Annotated in this window: 17 protein-coding genes and 1 riboswitch; of the genes, 2 read left to right on the forward strand and 15 right to left on the reverse strand. The window is 48.9% G+C overall.

The annotated features are described in order from the left end of the window. Nucleotides 1-262 precede the first annotated feature (262 nt). From ptsG to gcvT, 6 genes are all read right to left on the reverse strand, one after another. The gene (ptsG, locus tag JG50_RS0100535) at nt 263-2,203 is read right to left on the reverse strand and encodes a glucose-specific PTS transporter subunit IIBC (protein WP_033099166.1); all 1,941 of its coding nucleotides are present in this window, start codon (nt 2,201-2,203) and stop codon (nt 263-265) included. Between the two features lie 206 nt (nt 2,204-2,409). After that, complete coding sequence (glcT, locus tag JG50_RS0100540) at nt 2,410-3,249, reverse strand: glucose PTS transporter transcription antiterminator GlcT (RefSeq protein ID WP_033099167.1); 840 nt, start codon at nt 3,247-3,249, stop codon at nt 2,410-2,412. A 153-nt stretch (nt 3,250-3,402) separates the two neighbouring features. After that, nucleotides 3,403-4,170 (reverse strand): 2,4-dienoyl-CoA reductase, encoded by a 768-nt coding sequence (gene fadH, locus JG50_RS0100545; protein WP_033099168.1) that lies wholly within the window; start codon nt 4,168-4,170, stop codon nt 3,403-3,405. 434 nt (nt 4,171-4,604) lie between these two features. Beyond that, on the reverse strand, nt 4,605-6,062 hold the full coding sequence (gene gcvPB, locus JG50_RS0100555) for an aminomethyl-transferring glycine dehydrogenase subunit GcvPB (RefSeq protein ID WP_033099170.1): 1,458 nt from the start codon (nt 6,060-6,062) through the stop codon (nt 4,605-4,607). Beyond that, on the reverse strand, nt 6,059-7,408 hold the full coding sequence (gene gcvPA / locus JG50_RS0100560) for an aminomethyl-transferring glycine dehydrogenase subunit GcvPA (protein WP_033099171.1): 1,350 nt from the start codon (nt 7,406-7,408) through the stop codon (nt 6,059-6,061). Before gcvPA ends, gcvPB begins: the two co-directional genes overlap by 4 nt. A 29-nt stretch (nt 7,409-7,437) precedes the next feature. Next, on the reverse strand, nt 7,438-8,532 hold the full coding sequence (gcvT, locus tag JG50_RS0100565; protein ID WP_033099172.1) for a glycine cleavage system aminomethyltransferase GcvT: 1,095 nt from the start codon (nt 8,530-8,532) through the stop codon (nt 7,438-7,440). A 163-nt stretch (nt 8,533-8,695) separates the two neighbouring features. Continuing rightward, nucleotides 8,696-8,785, reverse strand: a riboswitch (glycine riboswitch). Between the two features lie 165 nt (nt 8,786-8,950). Between gcvT and JG50_RS0100570 the strand changes: the two genes are divergently transcribed. Beyond that, nucleotides 8,951-10,675, forward strand: coding sequence for a DEAD/DEAH box helicase (locus JG50_RS0100570; protein ID WP_052153852.1), 1,725 nt, complete (start codon nt 8,951-8,953; stop codon nt 10,673-10,675). After that, nucleotides 10,656-11,498: a YqhG family protein gene (locus JG50_RS0100575; protein WP_033099173.1), complete on the forward strand. Its 843-nt coding sequence runs from the start codon at nt 10,656-10,658 to the stop codon at nt 11,496-11,498. The genes JG50_RS0100570 and JG50_RS0100575 overlap by 20 nt, the downstream gene beginning before the upstream one ends. 161 nt (nt 11,499-11,659) lie before the next feature. Here JG50_RS0100575 and JG50_RS0100580 read toward each other — a convergent pair whose 3' ends face one another. The 9 genes from JG50_RS0100580 to JG50_RS0100620 form a co-directional block, all read right to left on the reverse strand. Continuing rightward, the gene (locus tag JG50_RS0100580) at nt 11,660-12,097 is read right to left on the reverse strand and encodes a helix-turn-helix domain-containing protein (protein WP_052153853.1); all 438 of its coding nucleotides are present in this window, start codon (nt 12,095-12,097) and stop codon (nt 11,660-11,662) included. Between the two features lie 5 nt (nt 12,098-12,102). Continuing rightward, the gene (locus tag JG50_RS0100585; protein WP_374057975.1) at nt 12,103-12,675 is read right to left on the reverse strand and encodes a DUF6932 family protein; all 573 of its coding nucleotides are present in this window, start codon (nt 12,673-12,675) and stop codon (nt 12,103-12,105) included. A gap of 251 nt (nt 12,676-12,926) precedes the next feature. Next, nucleotides 12,927-13,670 carry an amino acid ABC transporter ATP-binding protein gene (locus JG50_RS0100590; RefSeq protein ID WP_033099175.1) on the reverse strand — a complete coding sequence of 248 codons (744 nt, stop codon included), beginning with the start codon at nt 13,668-13,670 and terminating at the stop codon, nt 12,927-12,929. A 15-nt stretch (nt 13,671-13,685) separates the two neighbouring features. Beyond that, entirely contained in the window at nt 13,686-14,366 is a 681-nt protein-coding gene (locus tag JG50_RS0100595; RefSeq protein ID WP_033099341.1) for an amino acid ABC transporter permease, read from the reverse strand. A gap of 139 nt (nt 14,367-14,505) precedes the next feature. Next, complete coding sequence (locus JG50_RS0100600; protein ID WP_033099342.1) at nt 14,506-15,135, reverse strand: cyclase family protein; 630 nt, start codon at nt 15,133-15,135, stop codon at nt 14,506-14,508. A gap of 21 nt (nt 15,136-15,156) precedes the next feature. Continuing rightward, nucleotides 15,157-16,692 (reverse strand): glucose-6-phosphate dehydrogenase, encoded by a 1,536-nt coding sequence (zwf, locus tag JG50_RS0100605; RefSeq protein WP_081943627.1) that lies wholly within the window; start codon nt 16,690-16,692, stop codon nt 15,157-15,159. A gap of 188 nt (nt 16,693-16,880) precedes the next feature. After that, nucleotides 16,881-17,669 carry a transporter substrate-binding domain-containing protein gene (locus JG50_RS0100610; protein ID WP_033099176.1) on the reverse strand — a complete coding sequence of 263 codons (789 nt, stop codon included), beginning with the start codon at nt 17,667-17,669 and terminating at the stop codon, nt 16,881-16,883. A gap of 703 nt (nt 17,670-18,372) precedes the next feature. Further along, nucleotides 18,373-18,738, reverse strand: coding sequence for a hypothetical protein (locus JG50_RS0100615; RefSeq protein WP_033099177.1), 366 nt, complete (start codon nt 18,736-18,738; stop codon nt 18,373-18,375). Nucleotides 18,739-18,938: 200 nt separating this feature from the next. Then, nucleotides 18,939-20,270 (reverse strand): anti-phage deoxyguanosine triphosphatase, encoded by a 1,332-nt coding sequence (locus JG50_RS0100620; RefSeq protein ID WP_052153854.1) that lies wholly within the window; start codon nt 20,268-20,270, stop codon nt 18,939-18,941. Nucleotides 20,271-20,368: the final 98 nt, after the last annotated feature.

Here is a 20,368-nt window from a genome sequence, read left to right on the forward strand (position 1 = left end):
TTAATGTGTGACGGGAGAAATTTTTTATCCTGCCGGAAATAATGGCAGAGAAGACAAGCCGGCTCATCAACCAGCCCACTTGATTAAACCGCATCGAAAGGTAACCGCATGATCGCACAGGTCCGGAAAAGGAGTCCCATCAGCCCGATATCCGTATTGGTCAAATGAAGTTCTTGCATCTCAGCGGAGCGGCAATCGGCAAGATCGCAACAACTCAGAACAAAAAAGCCGCACCTGTCAAGGCACGGCTTTTAATCAACCATTATTTTTCAAAACGAATGATGTTCGAATCTCCGGCTTTAACCTCTTCTGACTCCAGTTTTACCGTCGTTCCCGCCGGCAAATTGGTAAAGACTACAGGCGTAATCGTGGAAGTTGCTTTTTCCTTGATGAAGCTCAGATCAAATTCGAGCAGTTTTTGCCCTTTTTTCACTTGATCTCCTTCGCTGACAAACGTTTCAAATCCGTTTCCTTCCAGGTTGACTGTATCGATGCCCACATGGATCAGCAGTTCCTGCCCCGTCGTGGAACGAATGCCGATTGCGTGCTTCGTCGGGAAGAGGTTCACAATCTCTCCGTCAACAGGAGCGACAACAATTCCTTCTGACGGTTCAATGGCAAATCCGTCTCCCATCATTTTTTGCGAGAACACTTGATCAGGCACTTCGGAAATCGGAAGCAACTTCCCGGTCAAAGGAGCGGAGAACGCTTTGCCGTCCGACACCGCGTCACCTGTTTCCACCGTTTTCGGCGCCTCTTTTTCCGGCTCCTGTTTTGCAGCAGTCACCTTTTTGCCCATCATGATCTGTTTCATTTGTTCTTTGATCAGATCGGATTTCGGCCCAAAGATCACTTGCAAGTTATTGCCCATTTCCAATACGCCGGATGCGCCGAGCTGTTTCAAACGATCTTTGTTCACTTGGTCGACATCTTTGACCGACAGGCGCAAGCGGGTAACGCATGCATCCAAATGAGTCAGGTTTTCTTTGCCGCCAAGGGCTTCCAACACGTTTGCCGCCAGATCGTCCGAAGTGGTTTCGACGGCATTCTCCTCTTCCGTTTCGTCTTCGCGGCCCGGTGTTTTCAGGTTAAACTTACGAATCGCGAAGCGGAAACCGAAATAATAGATGACGGAGAAGACCAATCCAACCGGAATAATCAGCCACGGCTTGGTGTCTTGATCCCAGAACATCGCCAGGTCGATAATTCCACCGGAGAATGTCATGCCCGCTTTCACTCCGAGAATCGCCATGACCATAAACGACAAACCGGCAAAAACACAGTGAATCGCATAAAGAACCGGTGCGACAAACAGGAACGAAAACTCGATCGGTTCGGTAATACCGGTCAGGAACGAGGTAAGCGCAGCTGACAGCATAATACCGCCGACCACTTTCTTTTTCTCCGGCCGCGCCTCCTGATACATCGCCAAGGCTGCTGCCGGCAGACCGAAAATCATGAACGGGAATTTCCCGGTCATAAACGTACCGGCCGTCGGGTCACCAGCAAAGAAGCGATTGAGGTCCCCATGAACAATATGTCCATGCGCATTGTATGATCCGAATTCAAACCAGAATGGTGAATACCAGATATGATGGAGACCGAACGGAATCAAGGAACGCTCGACCAAACCGAAAATAAAGGCGGACAAGGCAACATTTTTCGTCGTAATGATATGGGAAAAGGCATCAATCCCGTGTTGGATCGGCGGCCAGATGTAGAAAAAGATCAGTCCCAACAGGAAAGAAGTAACCGCCATCACAATCGGAACAAACCGTTTCCCGCCAAAGAAGCCGAGAAAAGAAGGAAGTTCGATATTATAAAAGCGCTTATACAGCAGGGCGGCAACAATACCGATGATGATTCCCCCGAAAACGCCCATTTCCAAAGTGGGAATCCCCAATACCTCAATCGTTTGCACATGGTAATGTATAGCCATTTGTCCGAGGGCGGTATTCATCACGAGATACCCGATGACAGCAGCCAATCCGGCTGTTCCCTCTCCTTCTGCCAGACCAATGGCAACACCGATCGCAAAGATTAAGGCCAGGTTGGAGAAAACAATTTGTCCCGATTGTTCGAGGATCGGGATATGCAACTTGTTACCAAATGCGAGCAACAAACCGGCTGCCGGCAAGATCGCAACCGGGAGCATCAACGCTCTTCCGATTCGTTGCAAGACGCCAAAGATATTTTTGAACATTGCTGAACCTCCTGTGCTGTCTTATCATGCCCAACAGGATCCAAAACCTTTCACTCATGCTTCTTCTTCGAACAAAAAGGCATGAGCAAAAAAAGACAAATGGAACCGTTTGCAAAAGGAAAATCCCTTTTGAATCAAACGTCCACTTCGCCTTTTTTCACTCATGCCTGATCGAATCAGTAACACGTGAAAGGTAAAGGATCTGTTCAGTTGGGAATAATGCGTTGCAAATGCAATGTCAGATAACTGACTTCGGCAGGATGAACCGGTTTCTGCAGTGTCCGTTCCATCACTTTTGCCATTTTCCAAGCGATATTGGAACATATCGGGAATTGTTTGCGCAACATGTCTGCAAAACCATCCGGCTCAGAAATTTCTTCCTGGCGGATTGTGCGTTCAATCGCATACCGAAGATGCGTAATCAGCCGCATGTATGAAATGCTTTTGCGATCGATTTTCAAACCGGTGACCGCCTCGACGAGCTGGATCAATTTCATGATGAGTTCGGAATGTTGACGAATCTCCGTCAGATGGCGCTGTGTCAGCGCACTGTGGATATGCATGGCGATAAATCCGGCTTCGCTTTCGGGCAACTGGATCCCCTTTTTTTCATTAATCATTGCCACAATTTCTTCTGCCACTGCATACTCTCTTTCATAAAGCGCTCTCGTTTCGATCAGGAAAGGATTATTAAACTCCAGCCCTTGCTCCAAGCGTTTGATCGCAAAGCTGATATGATCGGTCAAAGCTACATGAATATGTTCATTCAGCGGAACATCAAACCGCTTTTGAATATGGTAAATAATATCATTCATCAGTTCCACGAGCGATTCGTCCACTTGCGAGAGCAACTGCCGATACTGCTCCTGCTCCTTTTTATTCTCCAATACAAAAAACTTTTCGACCGCGGGCTCGGAAATCAGTTCTCCTGCTTTCTTCTTGAAACCGATTCCTTTTCCGATCAAAACAACTTCCCCATAGGATGGATGCTCAGCGATGACTACATTGTTATTCAGTATTTTTTTTATGGTAAATGTCCGGTTCATCTCAAATATCAACCTCCTTGCCCCCGTTCGTTTTACAGAAACAGCAAAACCGATCACAGTATACAAAATTCCACTCGTTTTTTCTACATCGTCCCCTGCAAATCGATTCCAAAAAATGAACAGCCCCATCCCTGATCGGAACGGGGCGACTTATCAGAGAAACCGAAAATTCGCCATCCATAAACCGCCATCCATGGTAACGCACTCGCCATTGACATATTCCGCTTCCGCTGACAGCAGAAACTTCGCCAATGCCGCGATCTCCTCCGGGCGGCCATAACGCTTCAGCGGAACCATATTGGCGACCTTTTTCGCCATTTTTTCATTGGCGACCAGTTTTGCCGCCCCGCCTGTTTCTTCAATCGGTCCGGGTGCAATGCAATTGACTCGGATGCCGTATTTGTCCCCCCATTCAACGGCCAGTGTCCGGCTCATCGCCAGTACACCAGCTTTGGCCGCAGCGGAATGAACCACACCCGGCGCCCCTGTCCAGGCATAGGTGGCCACGATATTGAGGATCGATCCTTTCCGTTTTTTCTCAATCCATTCTTTGGCCACGGCCTGTGAGCAATACCAAGTTCCGTTTAAAACGATGTTAATCACCGAATGCCAACCATTATACGTTAAATCTTCCGCCGGCACAACAAAATTGCCTGCCGCATTGTTGACGAGATGATCGATTCCGCCAAACTGTTCCACCGTCTTTTGAACCATCGCCTTGACCTGATCAACTTCGCGGACATCCATTTGAAAAGGAAATATTTTGCCCGGCAATTCCTCCAATTCCGCTTTGGCCGCTTCAAGCCGATCTGCATTGCGTCCGGTGATGACCACATTGGCCCCTTCCTGGCACAACCGCCTGGCAATCGCTTTTCCAATGCCGCTCGACCCGCCTGTCACAATCACTGTTTGTCCTTGCAATGATATGCTCCCTCTCTTTTTTTGATTTTAGTGTTTCCTCAAAAAATTATCTCTTAAAATAGGATTCTGTCAATAAATATATAAAAACTTCGCAACAAAAAAATCCTTTACTTCTTTTCGGCTGAAAGATGGGGGTTCAACGCTAAAACCAGATACCAATCACACCGGACAAAAAAATGACCAGAGCCGGACGCCAATAAACTGACCGCATGGAGATGGAACTCCCCTTCAAAGTCCGTCGTACAGCATCTGACCGGTCGTGATCCGACGTATTCCATCGTAAGCCAATCCAGGGAACGGAAATCATCCCCAGCGCCGCCACGCAAACGTGAAACAGATCAAAAAAGCGGACAAGGATGCATCCCTTGCCCGACATTCCTATTCTGGGAAAGTTGTTGCTGGCCGGGTTTCCAGTCAGTAACTCACGATGGTTTTTACTCGCTTTTTTCCCAGCGCAAGATCGGTTTGCGCGCCGCCGTCACTTCGTCCAAACGTTTGATTACGGTATGATGGGGCGCATCCTGCACGATTTCCGGATTTTCTTCCGCTTCTTTGGCAATTTGAATCATCGCGTCGATAAAGCTGTCGAGCGTCTCCTTGCTTTCCGTTTCCGTCGGCTCAATCATCAGGCATTCATCGACGATGAGCGGGAAATAGATGGTCGGCGGATGGAAACCGAAGTCGAGCAGGCGTTTGGCGATGTCCAGCGTACGCACGCCCTGTTGTTTCTGACGTTTGCCGGACAGGACAAATTCGTGTTTGCAATGCTGTTTGTACGGCAGTTCATAATACGGCTCCAACCGGCGCATCATGTAGTTGGCATTTAACACCGCATTTTCGGAAACCAGGCGCAGACCTTCCGGTCCCATCGTCCGAATATAAGCATAGGCGCGAACCAAAATGCCGAAGTTTCCGTAAAACCCTTTGACCCGGCCGATGGAATTGGGAATGTCATGATCGAGATAATAACGGCCGGATGCATCTTTTGCCACCATCGGCGCAGGCAGGAACGGCACAAGCTCCTTTTTCACTCCAACCGGTCCGGCTCCGGGTCCGCCGCCGCCATGGGGAGTAGTAAAGGTTTTGTGCAGATTCAGATGAACCACATCAAAGCCCATGTCTCCCGGACGGGCAATTCCCAGAATGGCGTTGGCATTGGCTCCGTCATAATAGAGAAGACCGCCCGCTTCGTGCACGAGATCGGCAATCACTCTGATCTCTTCTTCAAACAGCCCCAGCGTGTTCGGGTTGGTCAGCATCAGGGCGGCGGTATCGTCTCCGAGCATCTGCTTCAAGGCCTCCACATCGACCAATCCCTTCTCATTGGAGGGAATGGTGATCGTCTTGAATCCGGCAACGGTGGCGCTGGCCGGGTTTGTCCCGTGTGCGGAATCCGGCACAATCACTTTGTCCCGCCCGGTTTGCCCTTTGGCTTCATGATAAGCGCGGATCATCATCAATCCGGTCCACTCGCCTTGCGCGCCGGCCGCTGATTGAAGCGTCACCTGATCCATTCCGGTGATTTCTGCCAAATACTGCTGCAATTCATATAAAAGCTCCAAAGCCCCTTGTACGGTTTCTTCGGGCTGATAGGGATGGATTTTGGCAAATCCGGGCAATCGAGCCACATCTTCATGCACTTTGGGGTTGTATTTCATGGTGCAGGAACCCAGCGGATAAAAACCGTTGTCCACCCCGTGGTTACGACGGGACAATTCCGTGTAGTGCCGCATGAGATCCAGTTCGGATACCTCAGGGAGTTCGGCCGGTTTTTCGCGAAGATATTCCTCCGGCAAAACGTCCGTTTCCGGCACATCGGATTCGGGCAAGCTGTAAGCGGTGCGACCTGGTTTGCTCATCTCAAAAATGAGTTCTTTTTCCTTGTTATTCATGACAACAGCCCCTCCAAACTCTCAGCCAACTGATCGATTTCTTCTTTGGTCCGAACTTCGGTGACGGCAACGAGCATATGATTGTCCAGTTCAGGATAGAAGCGGCCGAGATCAAAACCGCCGATGATTCCTTTCTTCAATAATTCCTGATTGATTTCTCCGACCGGACGCCGCAGCCGGATGACAAATTCATTGAAGAAATGCCCGGAGAAAGCAAGCTCAATCCCGTTAATTTCGCTCAGGCGTTTGCTGGCATAATGCGCTTTTTGGAGATTGAGGCGGGCCACATCCTGAATTCCCTGCTTGCCGAGCGCGGACATGTATACAGATGCCGCCAGGGCCAGAAGTGCCTGGTTGGAGCAAATGTTTGAAGTCGCTTTGTCGCGGCGGATATGCTGTTCACGCGCCTGCAATGTGAGCACAAATCCGCGTGTGCCGTTTTCGTCAACGGTCTGGCCGACGATTCTTCCCGGCACGCGGCGCATCAATGCTTTTTTGGTGGCCAGATAACCGCAATGCGGACCGCCATAAGAGGCGGGAATTCCAAACGGCTGCGCATCCCCGACCACGATATCGGCACCGTATTCGCCCGGCGGTTTCAACAGCCCTAGCGACAGCGGATTGCTGCTGACCACCAGCAGCCCTTTATGGGCATGGGCAATTTTCTCGATTTCCGCCAAATTTTCAAGATTGCCCAAAAAGTTGGGGGACTGGACAATCACTGCTGCTGTCTCTTCATCTGCCAGCTCTTTTAACTGATTCAGATCCGTCACCCCGTCGGCCAGGGGAACTTCCACGATTTGATACCCCTGCCCTTTTGCGCTTGTTTTCAAAATTTGCCGCGCTTCGGGATGAACGGCACGGGAGATGACAATCTTCTGCTTGCGTGTCACGCCGGCGGCCATCGCAGCGGCTTCCGCCAGTGCTGTCGGCCCGTCATACATGGACGAGTTGGCCACATCCATCCCTGTCAATTCGCAAATCATCGTTTGGAACTCGAAAATCGCCTGCAATTCACCCTGGCTGATTTCCGGCTGATAAGGGGTATAAGCCGTATAAAACTCCGAACGGGAAATCACGTGATTGACGACACTGGGAATATAATGTTCATAGACACCGGCACCCAAAAAGGAAACATAGTGATCAAAGGATGCATTTTTCTCGGCGAGGCGGCTCATATGCTTGACAAGCGTCATCTCTGACATCGGTTCGGGCAACTTGAGCTTCCCCCGGTAACGAACACTTTCCGGTATTTCCGCAAACAGTTCCTCGACCGATTCCACGCCGATGGTACGAAGCATTTCCTGTTTATCCTGTTCAGTTGCGGGCAAGTAACGAAATTTCATGCAAGTTCATCCTCCTACCACCACTTCGGTTATTTGGCGCGCTTATAGAAAGGGGTTTTCACCACGATTGCTTTCAGGCGTTTGCCGCGGATTTCCACCTCAACCTCTTCACCGGGATTGGCATATTCCGCATTGATCAACGCAAGTCCCACGTTTTTCTTTAAGGTCGGTGATTGTGTTCCCGTCGTCACTTCGCCGATTTTTTCCTCACCGTGATAGACGGGATAATGGGTTCGCGGAATGCCGCGGTCGATCATTTCCAAACCGACCAGCTTGCGCGGAGCTCCTTCCGCTTTTTGCACGGCCAGCACCTCACGGCCGATAAAATCTCCTTTTTCCGGTTTTACGGCAAAACCGAGTCCCGCTTCGATCGGGGTAATCGTTTCGCTCAATTCCTGTCCGTACAGGGGGAGCCGCGCTTCAAACCGCAGTGTATCGCGCGCACCCAGGCCACACGGCAGAACTCCCGCTTCCTTTCCTGCTTCGAGAATAGCCTGCCACAGTTTAGGGGCGTCGCTTGCCGGCAAATAGATTTCAAATCCATCTTCCCCGGTGTATCCGGTACGGGATACAAGCCCTTTTACCCCGGCCAGTGCGACGTCATTTTTAAATTTAAAAAACTTGATCTCCGACAAATCCGTATCGGTCAGCTTTTGCAATACGGTCTCTGCCGACGGCCCCTGCAAAGCCAATTGGGCAATCTGATCCGAAATGTTTTCCACCGTTACATCGCCCTGACGGTGTTTCAAAATCCACTTGACATCTTTTTCGATATTGGCCGCATTGATGACCAGCCAGTACTCCTGCTCTCCGATACGGTAAACCAGCAAATCGTCCACCGTTCCCCCGTTTTCGTAACACATGATCGAGTACTGGGCATCGCCCACGTTCAATTTCGCCGCATCGTTCGTCGTCAGACGCTGGATCAGCTCGAGCGCGTCCGGTCCCTTCACCAGTACTTCCCCCATATGGGACACGTCGAACAAACCGGCGCGCGTGCGGACGGTTTCGTGTTCCTGCTTGATTCCCGAAAATTGAACCGGCATTTCCCATCCGCCAAAAGGTACCATTTTGGCTTCTTCGCAGTAAACCGAATGAAGCGGTGTCTTTTTCAGTTCTGCCATACCATGCACCTCACTTGTTTCCATATATAAAAAAGACAGAGAGATTCACCACCGCTGTTGGTTGGTGATTCCTCTGTCCTTATTACCAGAGAGTTTCCCTGCTGCATTAAGCAGAGTTGCCCCGTAGGTGGCTCGGCATCAAAGCGAGCGCTCTCCAGAGATGCGTCCAGCGGGCCTCCTTTTGCCTGAGAGATTCACCTCATCGGTTTGCTCCTTCGGCGCCACAAGATGTGGTCTCTCCTCCCGCCTTCAACCGCTGAACAATATCCCATTATGATATTTGTATTGTACCAGAAAATACGATCAAATACGAGAAAAAATGATGATATTGTTCGTTTTTGTTCCGTATGCATTTTTTTAAACTGAGACATACTATTACGGAACTTCCATTGATCGTAAAAGAAAGGTGGAGAATCTCATGTATACACTCCCGATACGGATGGATCGAGAGTGGCTTCACCAATTCCTGAAAAGAATCGAGACAGACAGTGACTGGGCAACTTGGGAACGTTTTCAATTGGCGCTGGAAGCGGCCGAAACTGAAATGATTCCCTCGTTTGAATCTATCCAAAGTTTAAAACAAATACAAGGGTTTCGTCCACTCCCTCATCAAATCGATGTGGTGGAACGCGTGATCAATGAGATGCGCGGACGCGCGATCCTCGCAGATGAAGTGGGACTGGGCAAAACAATCGAGGCCGGTCTCATCCTGAAAGAATATCTGCTGCGCGGCCTGGTGAAACGGGCATTAATCCTTGTTCCCTCTTCGCTTGTCCTGCAGTGGACGAGGGAATTAAATCAAAAATTTCAAATTCCCGCCGTCGCCCAGAAAAAAGCCTGGATGTGGGACAAATACGAGATTATCGTCGCTTCCCTCGATACGGCCAAGAGAGAACCTCACCGCGACTATGTGCTGAATCAGCACTATGATATGGTGATCGTTGACGAAGCCCACAAATTAAAAAATCGCCGCACGAAAAACTGGCAATTCATCAATGACCTGAAAAAAAAATATTGCCTGCTTCTCACCGCCACCCCGGTGCAAAACGAAATAGAAGAGCTTTATAATCTCGTCACCCTGCTAAAACCGGGACAACTGGGGAAACAGTCCCAATTCCAAAGTGATTACGTCGCCGGCAAACGGAAAGCGAAAAATGAAGCACAGTTGCGTGAAGAAATCAGGCGCGTTCTGATTCGCAACCGCCGACGCGACAGCAACCTTCACCTGACGCGGCGTCTGGTGCAGACGATCCCCATCGAACTCTCAGAAGAAGAACGCCTTCTTTATGAAGGCATCACCGAGTTCGTGCGCGATCGCTACCGTCGCGGAACCGACTTGAAAAGCATGCTGGCGCTGTTCGTTCTGCAAAAAGAGGTCTGCTCAAGCCGGGACGCTGTTTTTCATACTTTATTCAAGCTATTTCAAAAAGGGGAGCAGGGAAAAGAGAATCTGTCCCCGGAAGTGGCCCATCTCATTGAACTGTTACGAAAAGTGACCCGTTCCTCCAAAGTGAATGCCGCAGTGGAACTGATCAAACAGATCGCTCCGGAAAAAGTGATTTTATTTACCGAGTATCGCGCCACCCAAGAGATGCTGATCCGCGAACTGGCCAAAGCGGGAATTCATGCCGTTCCGTTTCGCGGCGGTTTTAATCGCAACAAAAAAGACTGGATGATGGAGATTTTTCAAAAACGGGCTCAGGTCATGATTGCCACGGAAGCAGGCGGGGAAGGGATTAACCTGCAATTTTGCCATCACATGATCAATTTTGACATGCCCTGGAACCCAATGCGCGTCGAACAGCGAATCGGGAGGATCCACCGCCTGGGGCAAACGAAAGATGTACACATTTACAATTTCTCCACCATCAATACGATCGAAGAACATATTATCTGGCTGTTGCATGAAAAAATCCGGCTGTTTGAATCGGTGATCGGAGAGTTGGAAACCATTCTGGAAAAAGTGGACGGAGCGTCAACCATTGAACAAAATCTGATGAAGCTGGTGTTGGAATCTGCCGACGATGACCGCATCAGGCAGGAATTGAGCAAATGGGGAGATCAATTCCATCAGAAGAAACAAGAGGTGGAAAAGCAGAAAGAAGAGGAGGAACTGCTTCTCTATGGATCAGAAGAAGGTTAGGGAATTTACGGAACGGTATCTGAAATTGAATGATTGCCACATCCTTGAATCCGGCCCAACCTATCTGCTCACGCAGCTGTCCATTCATGCCGACAAGGATTTGCTCAATCGCCCCTTTTACTGGATGTATGTGGAACGGATGAACCTGCCGCCACAGCCGGTTCGGCTCTCGTTCGTCTTTGATCCCGAGAACCATCCTGAAGAAATTCGCGGTGAACATCTTTTTTACGGCACTCCGCGCTTTGCGAAGATTCTCCAATCCGCGCAAAAGCACGGCAAATTTGTGCGGTTGTATGAGGAACCGCGATATGAACCGGCTTATACCGATTTGACCAAACCCTACAGCCCATGGCTCGCCGTCAACTATAAGGTTTCTTATGTTTGTGATCAAAAACGGGACCGGCTCTGCTCTCTGGGAATCAATTTGAATGACGGAACCATCCGGGAAGGCTTTTATGAGGTGATCAAAGACCGGCGCTGGTCGAACAGACTCCCCGCCAAACGCTATACGGTTGAACCGCGACTGCAGGTGGTTGAGGCGGTCGGTGAACTGGAATATTATCTGGAGGAAACGATCCGGTGCGAAGACCTGACCTGGGCGGAAGAAGCTGAAAAACGGCTGCAATCCGAGCTTGAGCGGCTGGACGTTTTTTACCCTGATGAACCTTCCATGCCGGATGAAATCCAGAAAGAGAAGAAACGACGTCGGGAAGAAATCGTCTGGCAGTTTCATCCCCGGGTTGAAATCAGCGTAATCAATGCGGGACTCTTTTATGTCGACACCCCGCAGCAAAACCTCACGAATCAAAAAATCTGGTTATAACGAATAAAAAAACGGCTTGCCAGAGCCGCTCAGATTGTTGACAACATTCCCGAACAGGTTTCGTCCGGTTCGGGTGCTTCCCCCTTGAGAATTGCACCCTCCACGCCGATAGAAAAACAACCCAAACAGCTTGCCTGCAGCCGCGTTTTCTTTATTCATATTTACCCCAGAGCGCGTTCATAATTGTTTGGCACAATCAAAACATCCATCTCCAAGGCCTTCAACACCTGCTTGATCTTTTCCATGCTGGCTCCGCCATACTCATTCCGCTCATCCCGCGAAACCTGCGGCGGCGTGACCCCCAGGCGCTTGGCCAGTTCCGCCTGTGACAATCCCTTGTAGATCCGAAAAGCGATCAGCTTGCGCCCGATATTGTCAAAGGTGCAAGTCATATCGAAATCGCCCGCCTTATGCCGTTCGTATTCCCTGATCTCCTGTTTCAGCCGTTCGCCAAAAAAGCGGGACGGGGCCAACCCTCTTTCGATCTGTTCCTCGCTCAACCCCATCTGTTCCAATTCCCGCCTCTGTTCTTCCAACAGCCGCTCCTGTTCGCGAATCCTCTCCAAACTACGCTTGTATTCCATTTCCGTCTTAATCACAGTCTTCATCCTTTCATCAATTTTACAATGCCCTTTTCAATTCCAAAATCCCTGTCCTTGCGAAAAAACTCGTCAAACTTCATGTTTTTCCCCTCTTCATTGGTAATCCCGGAATATACCCCCGTACAGTGCGGAAACAGTTCCACCCGGTAGCGATACCACATCTCCAGTTGCAAGTTGCCGTATTCATCAAACCGGTGGCGATTCCATCCCCAGCATTTGTAAGGATCAAGCTGGTTTAACTTTGCGAGCAGCGTTCCGTCAAAAATTTCCTGTTCATTTCGCGGGACAAAATAACCGTCAATGTCTTCCGGCTGATACTTATCCGTGACAAAGGAACCGTCAATGTAAATCTCTTCAATTCCGCATGCCCACAGCTGACGGACACAAAACTCCAAATTATCAACCAGCCGGTTTCGCCAATATGCATCCCATGGCAAAAGCGAATTTTCTTCCCCTTTCACCAGAATCGATTGCCGGAGCTTGTCGAATGTCATAACATAATCCCCTGGATCCAATAACCCGTATTCATTAAACCTCATCCGTAAGGGTATCCTCCTGTTGTCTATCTTATTCATGAATCAAGGAAAACTCTCCTGCACACCTTTACTTATATGTTAACATACCGGACAAATAAAAGGGACTTTTTGCTGAAAACGCCGCCAGTTTCTCAAGCCGGAATGAAAGCGATATTCGGACGGGAGAGGGCTCACCGCTCTCTCAAATCCGAAATAAAAAACGATTGGCAAGCACCCCCTTTTTTAACCTTTTCCTGAATCGCTCTCGGAAAAGTAATCTCCACTTGGGCTGTGCAAACCAATCGTTATCTTCAACGTTCCAGGAGTTTGGCCAGAAATTGCCGGGTCCGCTGTTCCCGCGGAGAGGTAAACACTTCTTCCGGCCTGCCCATCTCCACAATTTTCCCGTGATCCATAAAGACGACAAGATCGGCGACATCACGTGCAAAGGACATCTCATGCGTCACAATCACCATCGTCTGTTTCTCCTTGGCCAGTTCTTTCATCGTCTTCAACACTTCGCCCACCAATTCGGGATCAAGCGCAGAGGTAGGCTCATCAAAAAGCAACACTTCCGGCTCCATCGCCAGAGCGCGGGCAATGGCCACACGTTGCTGCTGGCCGCCGGAAAGCTGTCCCAGAAATACATCTTTTTTCTCTGCCAATCCCACTTTTTCCAAAAGTCGTTCCGCCTTTTTGCGGGCTTCGGCCTTGTCCTCCCCTTTTACAACAACCGGGCCTTCCACCACGTTTTCCAAAACGGTACGGTGTGGAAAGAGGTTAAAACTTTGAAACACCATTCCCGTTTTGGCGCGCAGTTTTTTAATCTCTTTCGGCGATACTTTTCCGCCGGCAATCGAGATCGTTTCCCCGCCGATGGAGAGTTCACCCTGATCGGGAATCTCAAGCAGATTGAGGCAGCGCAAGAAGGTCGACTTCCCCGAACCGCTGGGCCCGATGATGCAGACCACTGAACCTTTTTCGATCTCCAGGTCAATCCCGGTCAAAACTTGAAGGTTGCCAAATGATTTTTGCAGATTCTTCACTTGAATCATCGCCGTACCTCCCTTCTATCCCGCATATCGGCCATAACGTTTTTCCAATTTTTGCTGTGCATAATTTAACACCGTGCAGACGATCCAATAATAGACGGCGACGAGAATATAAGGCGTCATATAATCAAATTCCCGTCCACCCACGATTTTGGCGCGATAAAACATCTCGTTCACTGTAATCATCGCCAACAGCGAGGTATCTTTCACCAGGCTCAAAAAACTGTTCATCAACGAGGGCAAGGCGACGCGTGCCGCTTGCGGAATAATGACGCGGCGCATCGTCTGCCAATAGGTCATGTTCAGCGAAGCAGCCGCTTCCCACTGCCCTTTGGGAATGGAAGCAAGCGAACCGCGAATCGTTTCAGCCGCATAAGCCCCCACGTTCATAGAAAGGCCAATCAGCCCCGCTGCTGTCGGTGTCAGGGTAACTCCGATGACCGGAAGGCCAAAATAAAGAATAAAGAGTTGAACCAACAACGGTGTTCCGCGGATGATCGAAATATAAATACGGGCAATTCCTTGCAAAATCCATCGTTTTGACATCCTGGCCATGGCGGTGAAGAGACCGATCAACAAGCCGATTGCCATCGCAGTGATGCTGATCCAAACCGTTGCCACGATGCCATTTAAAATAAACGAAGCATTTCGCTCAGCCAAATCAATATCAAACAAATTCTGCCACTGTATCGTTCCCAAAAAGTCCATGTTGGTTTCACCTAATTCAATCTTTTTTAATCGGTTTTCTTCTATTTAATAATGTTATCATCTTAAATTCAAAACATGTTCTTGTCAATAAAAATGACGGCCACTATGGTGAATAGGGCCGCCAACATTCTTATGCACCGATTCCTTCAAAAAGCAAAACGCGTGCCGGTGCTGCTTCTGTATGAACCAACTTGATCGGGGCAGCAACCATAAAATAGGTTCCGGCTGGAACCTCTTTCAACCGAAGCCCTTCCATGATTAAAATATCTGCACGGAACAGGCTTTTATGCGTCGGATGACCAGGCTGGGCCCGTTCGATACCCAGCGCATCGGTTCCAACCCCTCTGACCCCTTTTTCAATTAAGTACTTGGCTCCGTCTTCGGCTAAAAACACAAATTCAAAATCAAATACATCTTCCCAGGAATTCCGCGTTTTAAAGAGAAGAAACTCGCCTTCTTTGATTTCATGTTTTTCCAAATCAGCACGAGTAATGCTTTCTTTGACATCCGTCAAGTCAAGCACCCGGCATTGCCCAACCAATCGCTCAATTGGAATGGTTGACATGGTCCCGCCTTCCGGAAGCATATGGAGCGGGGAATCGACGTGAGTTCCGCAGTGCACATCCATTTCGATGCGGGATTCGCGCGCGGTGGCCGTATCAAAGTCCTGAACAACGCGAATGCTTGGTTTCTTTGTTTCCTTATTTTTATATACGGGCATCTCCTCTGTGATCGGCATGGAAACGTCATAAATTTTCATGGTCAACTCAACTCTCCCTTTTTATCTGGTTACAACCTCATTGGCTTTGACAATCCGGGAAATATCTTTGGCGATGGCAGGCCGCCAGACATGTCCATTCGCCGCCAACAGATCATGTGCTTCTTGCGGTCCCCACGAACCGCTCCGGTAGAAAGTCAGCGGATGCCTATTTTCATCCCAGGCTCTGCGAATCGGATCGATAAACTTCCAGGCGAGCGAGACCTCCTCCCAATGCGTGAAGAATGTTTGATCACCAACAATCGCATCATAGATTAACGATTCATACGCTTCCGGCGAACCTTGCTCACAGTTGTTGCAGAATTCCATCGAAATCGGCATCACCTGGTTGTCGGAACCCGGTTTTTTGGCGTTGAGGATCAGATTGACGCCTTCCTGCGGCTGAATGCTGATGACCAACAGATTGGGGCCGAGATTGTTATCTTTGTTGAAATAGAGATTTTTAGGCATTTCCTTGAATTCAATGATGATCTGTGTCATTTTTTCCGGCATGCGTTTTCCTGTGCGGATATAAAACGGTACTCCGGCCCATCGCAAATTGTCTACGAACAACTTGCCGGCGACAAAGGTTTCCGTCATGGACCCGGGATCGACATTTTTCTCATTCCGATATGCCGGAACCGGTTTTCCATTGATTTCCCCGTCAACGTATTGGCCCCGTATCATATATTTTCCCGCCTCTTCCTCCGTATACCTGCGAAGCGAACGAAGAACCTTGATTTTTTCGTCATGAATCGCTTCGGTTTTCAGGCGGCTCGGCGGTTCCATGCAAACCATCATCAGCATTTGCAACATATGGTTTTGCACCATGTCCCGCAATGCTCCCGCATGATCATAATAACTGGCCCGATCTTCGACACCGACCGTTTCACTGGCCGTAATCTGTACGCTTTCGATGTAATGATTGTTCCAAATCGGCTCGAACAGCGAGTTGGCAAAGCGCATAACCTCAATATTTTGCACCATTTCTTTGCCGAGATAATGGTCGATCCGGTAAATCTCTTGCTCCGTAAACGTCTGCTTGATTTGTTCATTCAGTTTTTTGGCCGAGTCATAATCATGGCCAATCGGCTTCTCGATGATCAGGCGTTTCCAGCCTCCCGTTTCCGTTAAACCGGACAATCTCAGGTTGGTGGAAACAGTCGCAAACAAATCCGGGGCAAGTGATAAATAAAACAGGCGGTTCGGCGGCACTTGATATTTGTTTTCATATTCCTCGACAAGGTCCTTGATCCCCTTATATCCTTCCGGATTCGTCACATCCGCCACGGCGTAATAGAAATGCTGGATAAATTGCTGCCATTCATTTTCATCCGCCACTTTCAGGCGTCCGAACGAATCAATCGATTCCCTGACTGACTGGCGAAAGGCTTCATGATCTCGTGTGGAGCGGCCAACCCCGATCAAACGAAAGTGTTCGGGAAGGAATTTATTTTTGTATAAGCTGAACAGGGCAGGGAACAATTTCCGTTTCGCCAAATCCCCCGTCGCGCCAAATAATACCATCGTAAACGGTTTTGCCATTGCAGACTGAGTCATTAGTTACACTCCTTCAATCATACCGACATTTCTTTGCTTAATATGCATCCAGATGCACTAGCTCATTCCAGCCATGCTCATACAATATAGTAACAAAAGGAAAGAGAAAATAGTTTATTATGGAAGAAAAATAAGATCTTGTTCTTCCTTTCCATAAGAGAGGACAACAACAAGATCTTAGTGCAATTCTATTGAGTTACGTCCACACCAAACCATTTTTCTGAAATCTTCTTCAACGTACCATCTTTTTTCATACTGTCTAACGCTTGGTTAATCGCTTTCACAAGCTCAGGATTTCCTTTCGGCACCGGGAAGGCACTTTCAGAGCGTTCCATCTGTTCGCCGACCGTTTTCAAGGGCAAATTCGTCGTTTTCATCATTTCGGCCACTGCCAGGCGATCGTTCATGCTGAAATCGATGCGTCCGGCAGCCACATCTTTCATCGCGCTCATCATGTCTTCATAAGCGACGATGGTCGCCCCGGCATCTTTCGCCATTTTCCCGTAGTTACTGGTAGGCGTTTGCCCTGCTTTTTTTCCTTTGAGATCTTTTACGCTCTTGATCGAATCATTATCCTTGCGGACGACGATCTGGGCGTAAGAAACGGTATACGGCTCGGAGAAATCGAATTTTGTTTTGCGCTCCGGCTTAATGCCGACCTGGTTGGCAACCATATCGATTTTCCCCGTTTTTAAGCTGGTCAGCATACCATCCCAGGGGATTTCGACAAACTGGGCCTTCACCCCCATGCGCTTGGCCACTTCCGTGGCGACATCTACATCAAACCCCGTCAGTTTTTCCGTTTTTTCATCGTGAAAACTGAAAGGTTTATATGTCCCCTCCGTACCGATTCGGATCGTCCCGCGCTTTTTAATTTGTGTGAGCAGGTCACCATTTTGCACACTGCAACCTGTCGCAAATGAGAAAACGAGAACCAAACCGATCAGTATGGATAGCAGCGCTTTTGCTCTCTTCATCTATTTCACCCCGATTCAACCCCTAGTTAATAGGGTTATTTTTATGTTTTTGCAGTATTATTTATGGTACAGTTTGCCGGTTAATCTTGTCAATATCAAATGAATTGATTTTCAGTAATCTGGAAATTTTTTCATTATCCGGCTTAAAAACCTGTCTCTGACTCACTTAGGACATGGTGTCCAACGTAGGCCCTTTTTTCCTTGATCGCTGTCATTCATCTTCTAGCATGCTCATTTTTACATTGACCATTCCCCAGTCTCAGTGGAGGGAAAACCTTTCTTCATCTCCTGCAACCGGGAAACCAAGTCAAACCGCGAGCTCCACGGCGATCAGTCTTAACTTTCCTCGCAGAATGTTTTTGGGCGATGCTGATGTCCCGATTGTGCTGCTCCAACATGACGGCAAGCTCAAATCAGGGCGCATCCGCGATGAATCTTTCCATCTTGTGGTTCTTCACCATGTACCTGACATGCAAGTCTATGGCGGAAACACACCATTCACACAGCAGGGAAACAAAGGTTTCCTCCATCCATTTGGTGCAAAAGAAGAGAGCAAAAGGTGGTCAAGCATGCGAAAGAGGTGAAAATCAACTCACACCCTCACCTGACGCCGGCTCTCATCTCCACAGCCGAAGCCAGGTGAATATCTCGCTCGCAAAAATATAAAAAAACTACATCCAATAAGGGAATGCAGTTTAAGCAATCACATCATTGAATTGGTTCGACACCGTTCCATCCGGTGCTGGTAAAGCTCGTAGAGTGAACGCAACAATGAACTGTACCGCTGATTTACTTCCTGCAAATAGACAGGAAAAGATTCACCGCGCATGTTCAACAGGCTGAAACAGGTCAAATCCAGGTAGTAAATCAGTTCACGCAACTCGGAGTGGATTTCGACCCATTCACGGCCAATCACTTTTTCCAGGGTCCACTCCACTTTTTGCCTTACCGCCCGCGCCATGGCCAGTTCATTTTCTTTGGAGACATGATTCAACAGTTGCACACTCTCATCCAGCACGTTTAAAATCTCCCCCAACTCGTTGGAACAATTGTTCATTCCCCAAATCATGAACACACCACCCCGGAAGAAAACTTGCAAACGTTGCCGTAATAAACGAAAGATTAAGACTATGAAAGCCAGGGGACTTTCCGGGACGAAATCCCGGTTGATGCCAAGTCCCTGATCAGCTTTTGCTGCTGTTCAAAAAAACACAATATTTCTATATATTTACAATTACTATATCACCCCAGGGTCTGCCGAGCAAGAATTTAATAATCAAAGAAGTTTCGGCTTTGTCCGTACAGGCGCGCAAACATTTTCATGGCGAAAGAATCCGTCATTCCGGCGATATAGTCACAGACTATTCGCGCTCTTTCAACCTCTGTCTCCACCTGTTTCCACATGTGACGGTCGTGTTCGGTCAGGAGCCGGTCATCGTTCATAAAGGCGGAAAACAGTTTTTCAATCACATAAGCCCCGCGCCAGGCAATCGTTTGCACCCGTTGTGATTCGATCACTTCATCGGATACCCAGCGTTTGAGGCTGTCCAGAAGATCGCGCAGCTCCTTCGGCAGTTCGACACGGTATAAGAGGCGTGGCGAAGAAAAAGTATCATACGTTTTCTCTGCCCGGATCTGGGTGATGAAAGTGGAAATGACGGCAGCGATCACTTTTTTCAGCCGATACTTCAGCTGATCATGCTCCGGGTCAAGCCCGTCCAATTCGCACCATGCCTCCATCAGTTCGGGGTATTCCAGCCGTTTTTTGAATGGATAGAGCAATTCTTTGAGGTGGTTTAAGCGAATCAGCCGCAAATTGAGCGCATCTTCGACATCATGGGTACCGTAGGCGATGTCGTCAGCCAATTCGATAATCGAACACTCCAGTGTTTTGTGCAGTGTTTGCGTGTGACGTTCCGGGTCAGGCGCAACTTTTGTCAGGTACGCTTTTTCCTCATCGGTAAATGAAGCGAGAACCCAGGCAAATGCTTCCTGATCACAGCTGAAAACACTCGCTTTTGGGGGAATGGCCTTCTTTTCGCGGTCATACTGCTTTTCGTTCACTGCTTCGTCCAACAGGATCGGGTACTTGAGGATGGAGAGCAGCAACCCGCGCGTCAAATTGAGGCCGTACTCCCCTTTCTCCCCCTCCAGCCGGGTCAAAATCCGGAAAGTATGGGCGTTTCCTTCAAATCCGCCAAAGGCGCGCATGCATTGATTCAACGCCACCTCTCCCCGATGCCCGAAGGGTGGATGCCCCAGATCATGGGCCAGAGCAGCCGCTTCCACCAATGAGCCGTCAAGAAGCGCATGCTCATGAAAAAAGGGATGGTTGGTGTTAAGATGAATGGCAATCCCCCTTGCAATCTGGGCCACTTCCATTGAATGGGTAAGTCTCGTGCGGTGAATATCGCCCGCATAGCCGCCGATCACTTGTGTCTTTGACTGCAACCGGCGAAAAGCGGCACTGTGAATAATCCGCCCATAATCCTTTTCAAACGGATCACGGGCGTCGCTAGCGGATCGTCCGGCAGACGGTTTTCTTCGTTCCGTGTCAGCCGGGCCATATAAACGATTTTGCTTGGGACGATATATGATCATTTTGCTCCACCTCTAACCCCATTGTACCGGAATTTGGATACGACAACAAAAACGTTCACACCTTGCGTCAAGGTAAGTGATGTCCCCGCCGGCAATAC

Origin of the sequence: Thermoactinomyces daqus (assembly GCF_000763315.1) — a bacterium.
GTDB classification, from domain to species: domain Bacteria; phylum Bacillota; class Bacilli; order Thermoactinomycetales; family Thermoactinomycetaceae; genus Thermoactinomyces_A; species Thermoactinomyces_A daqus.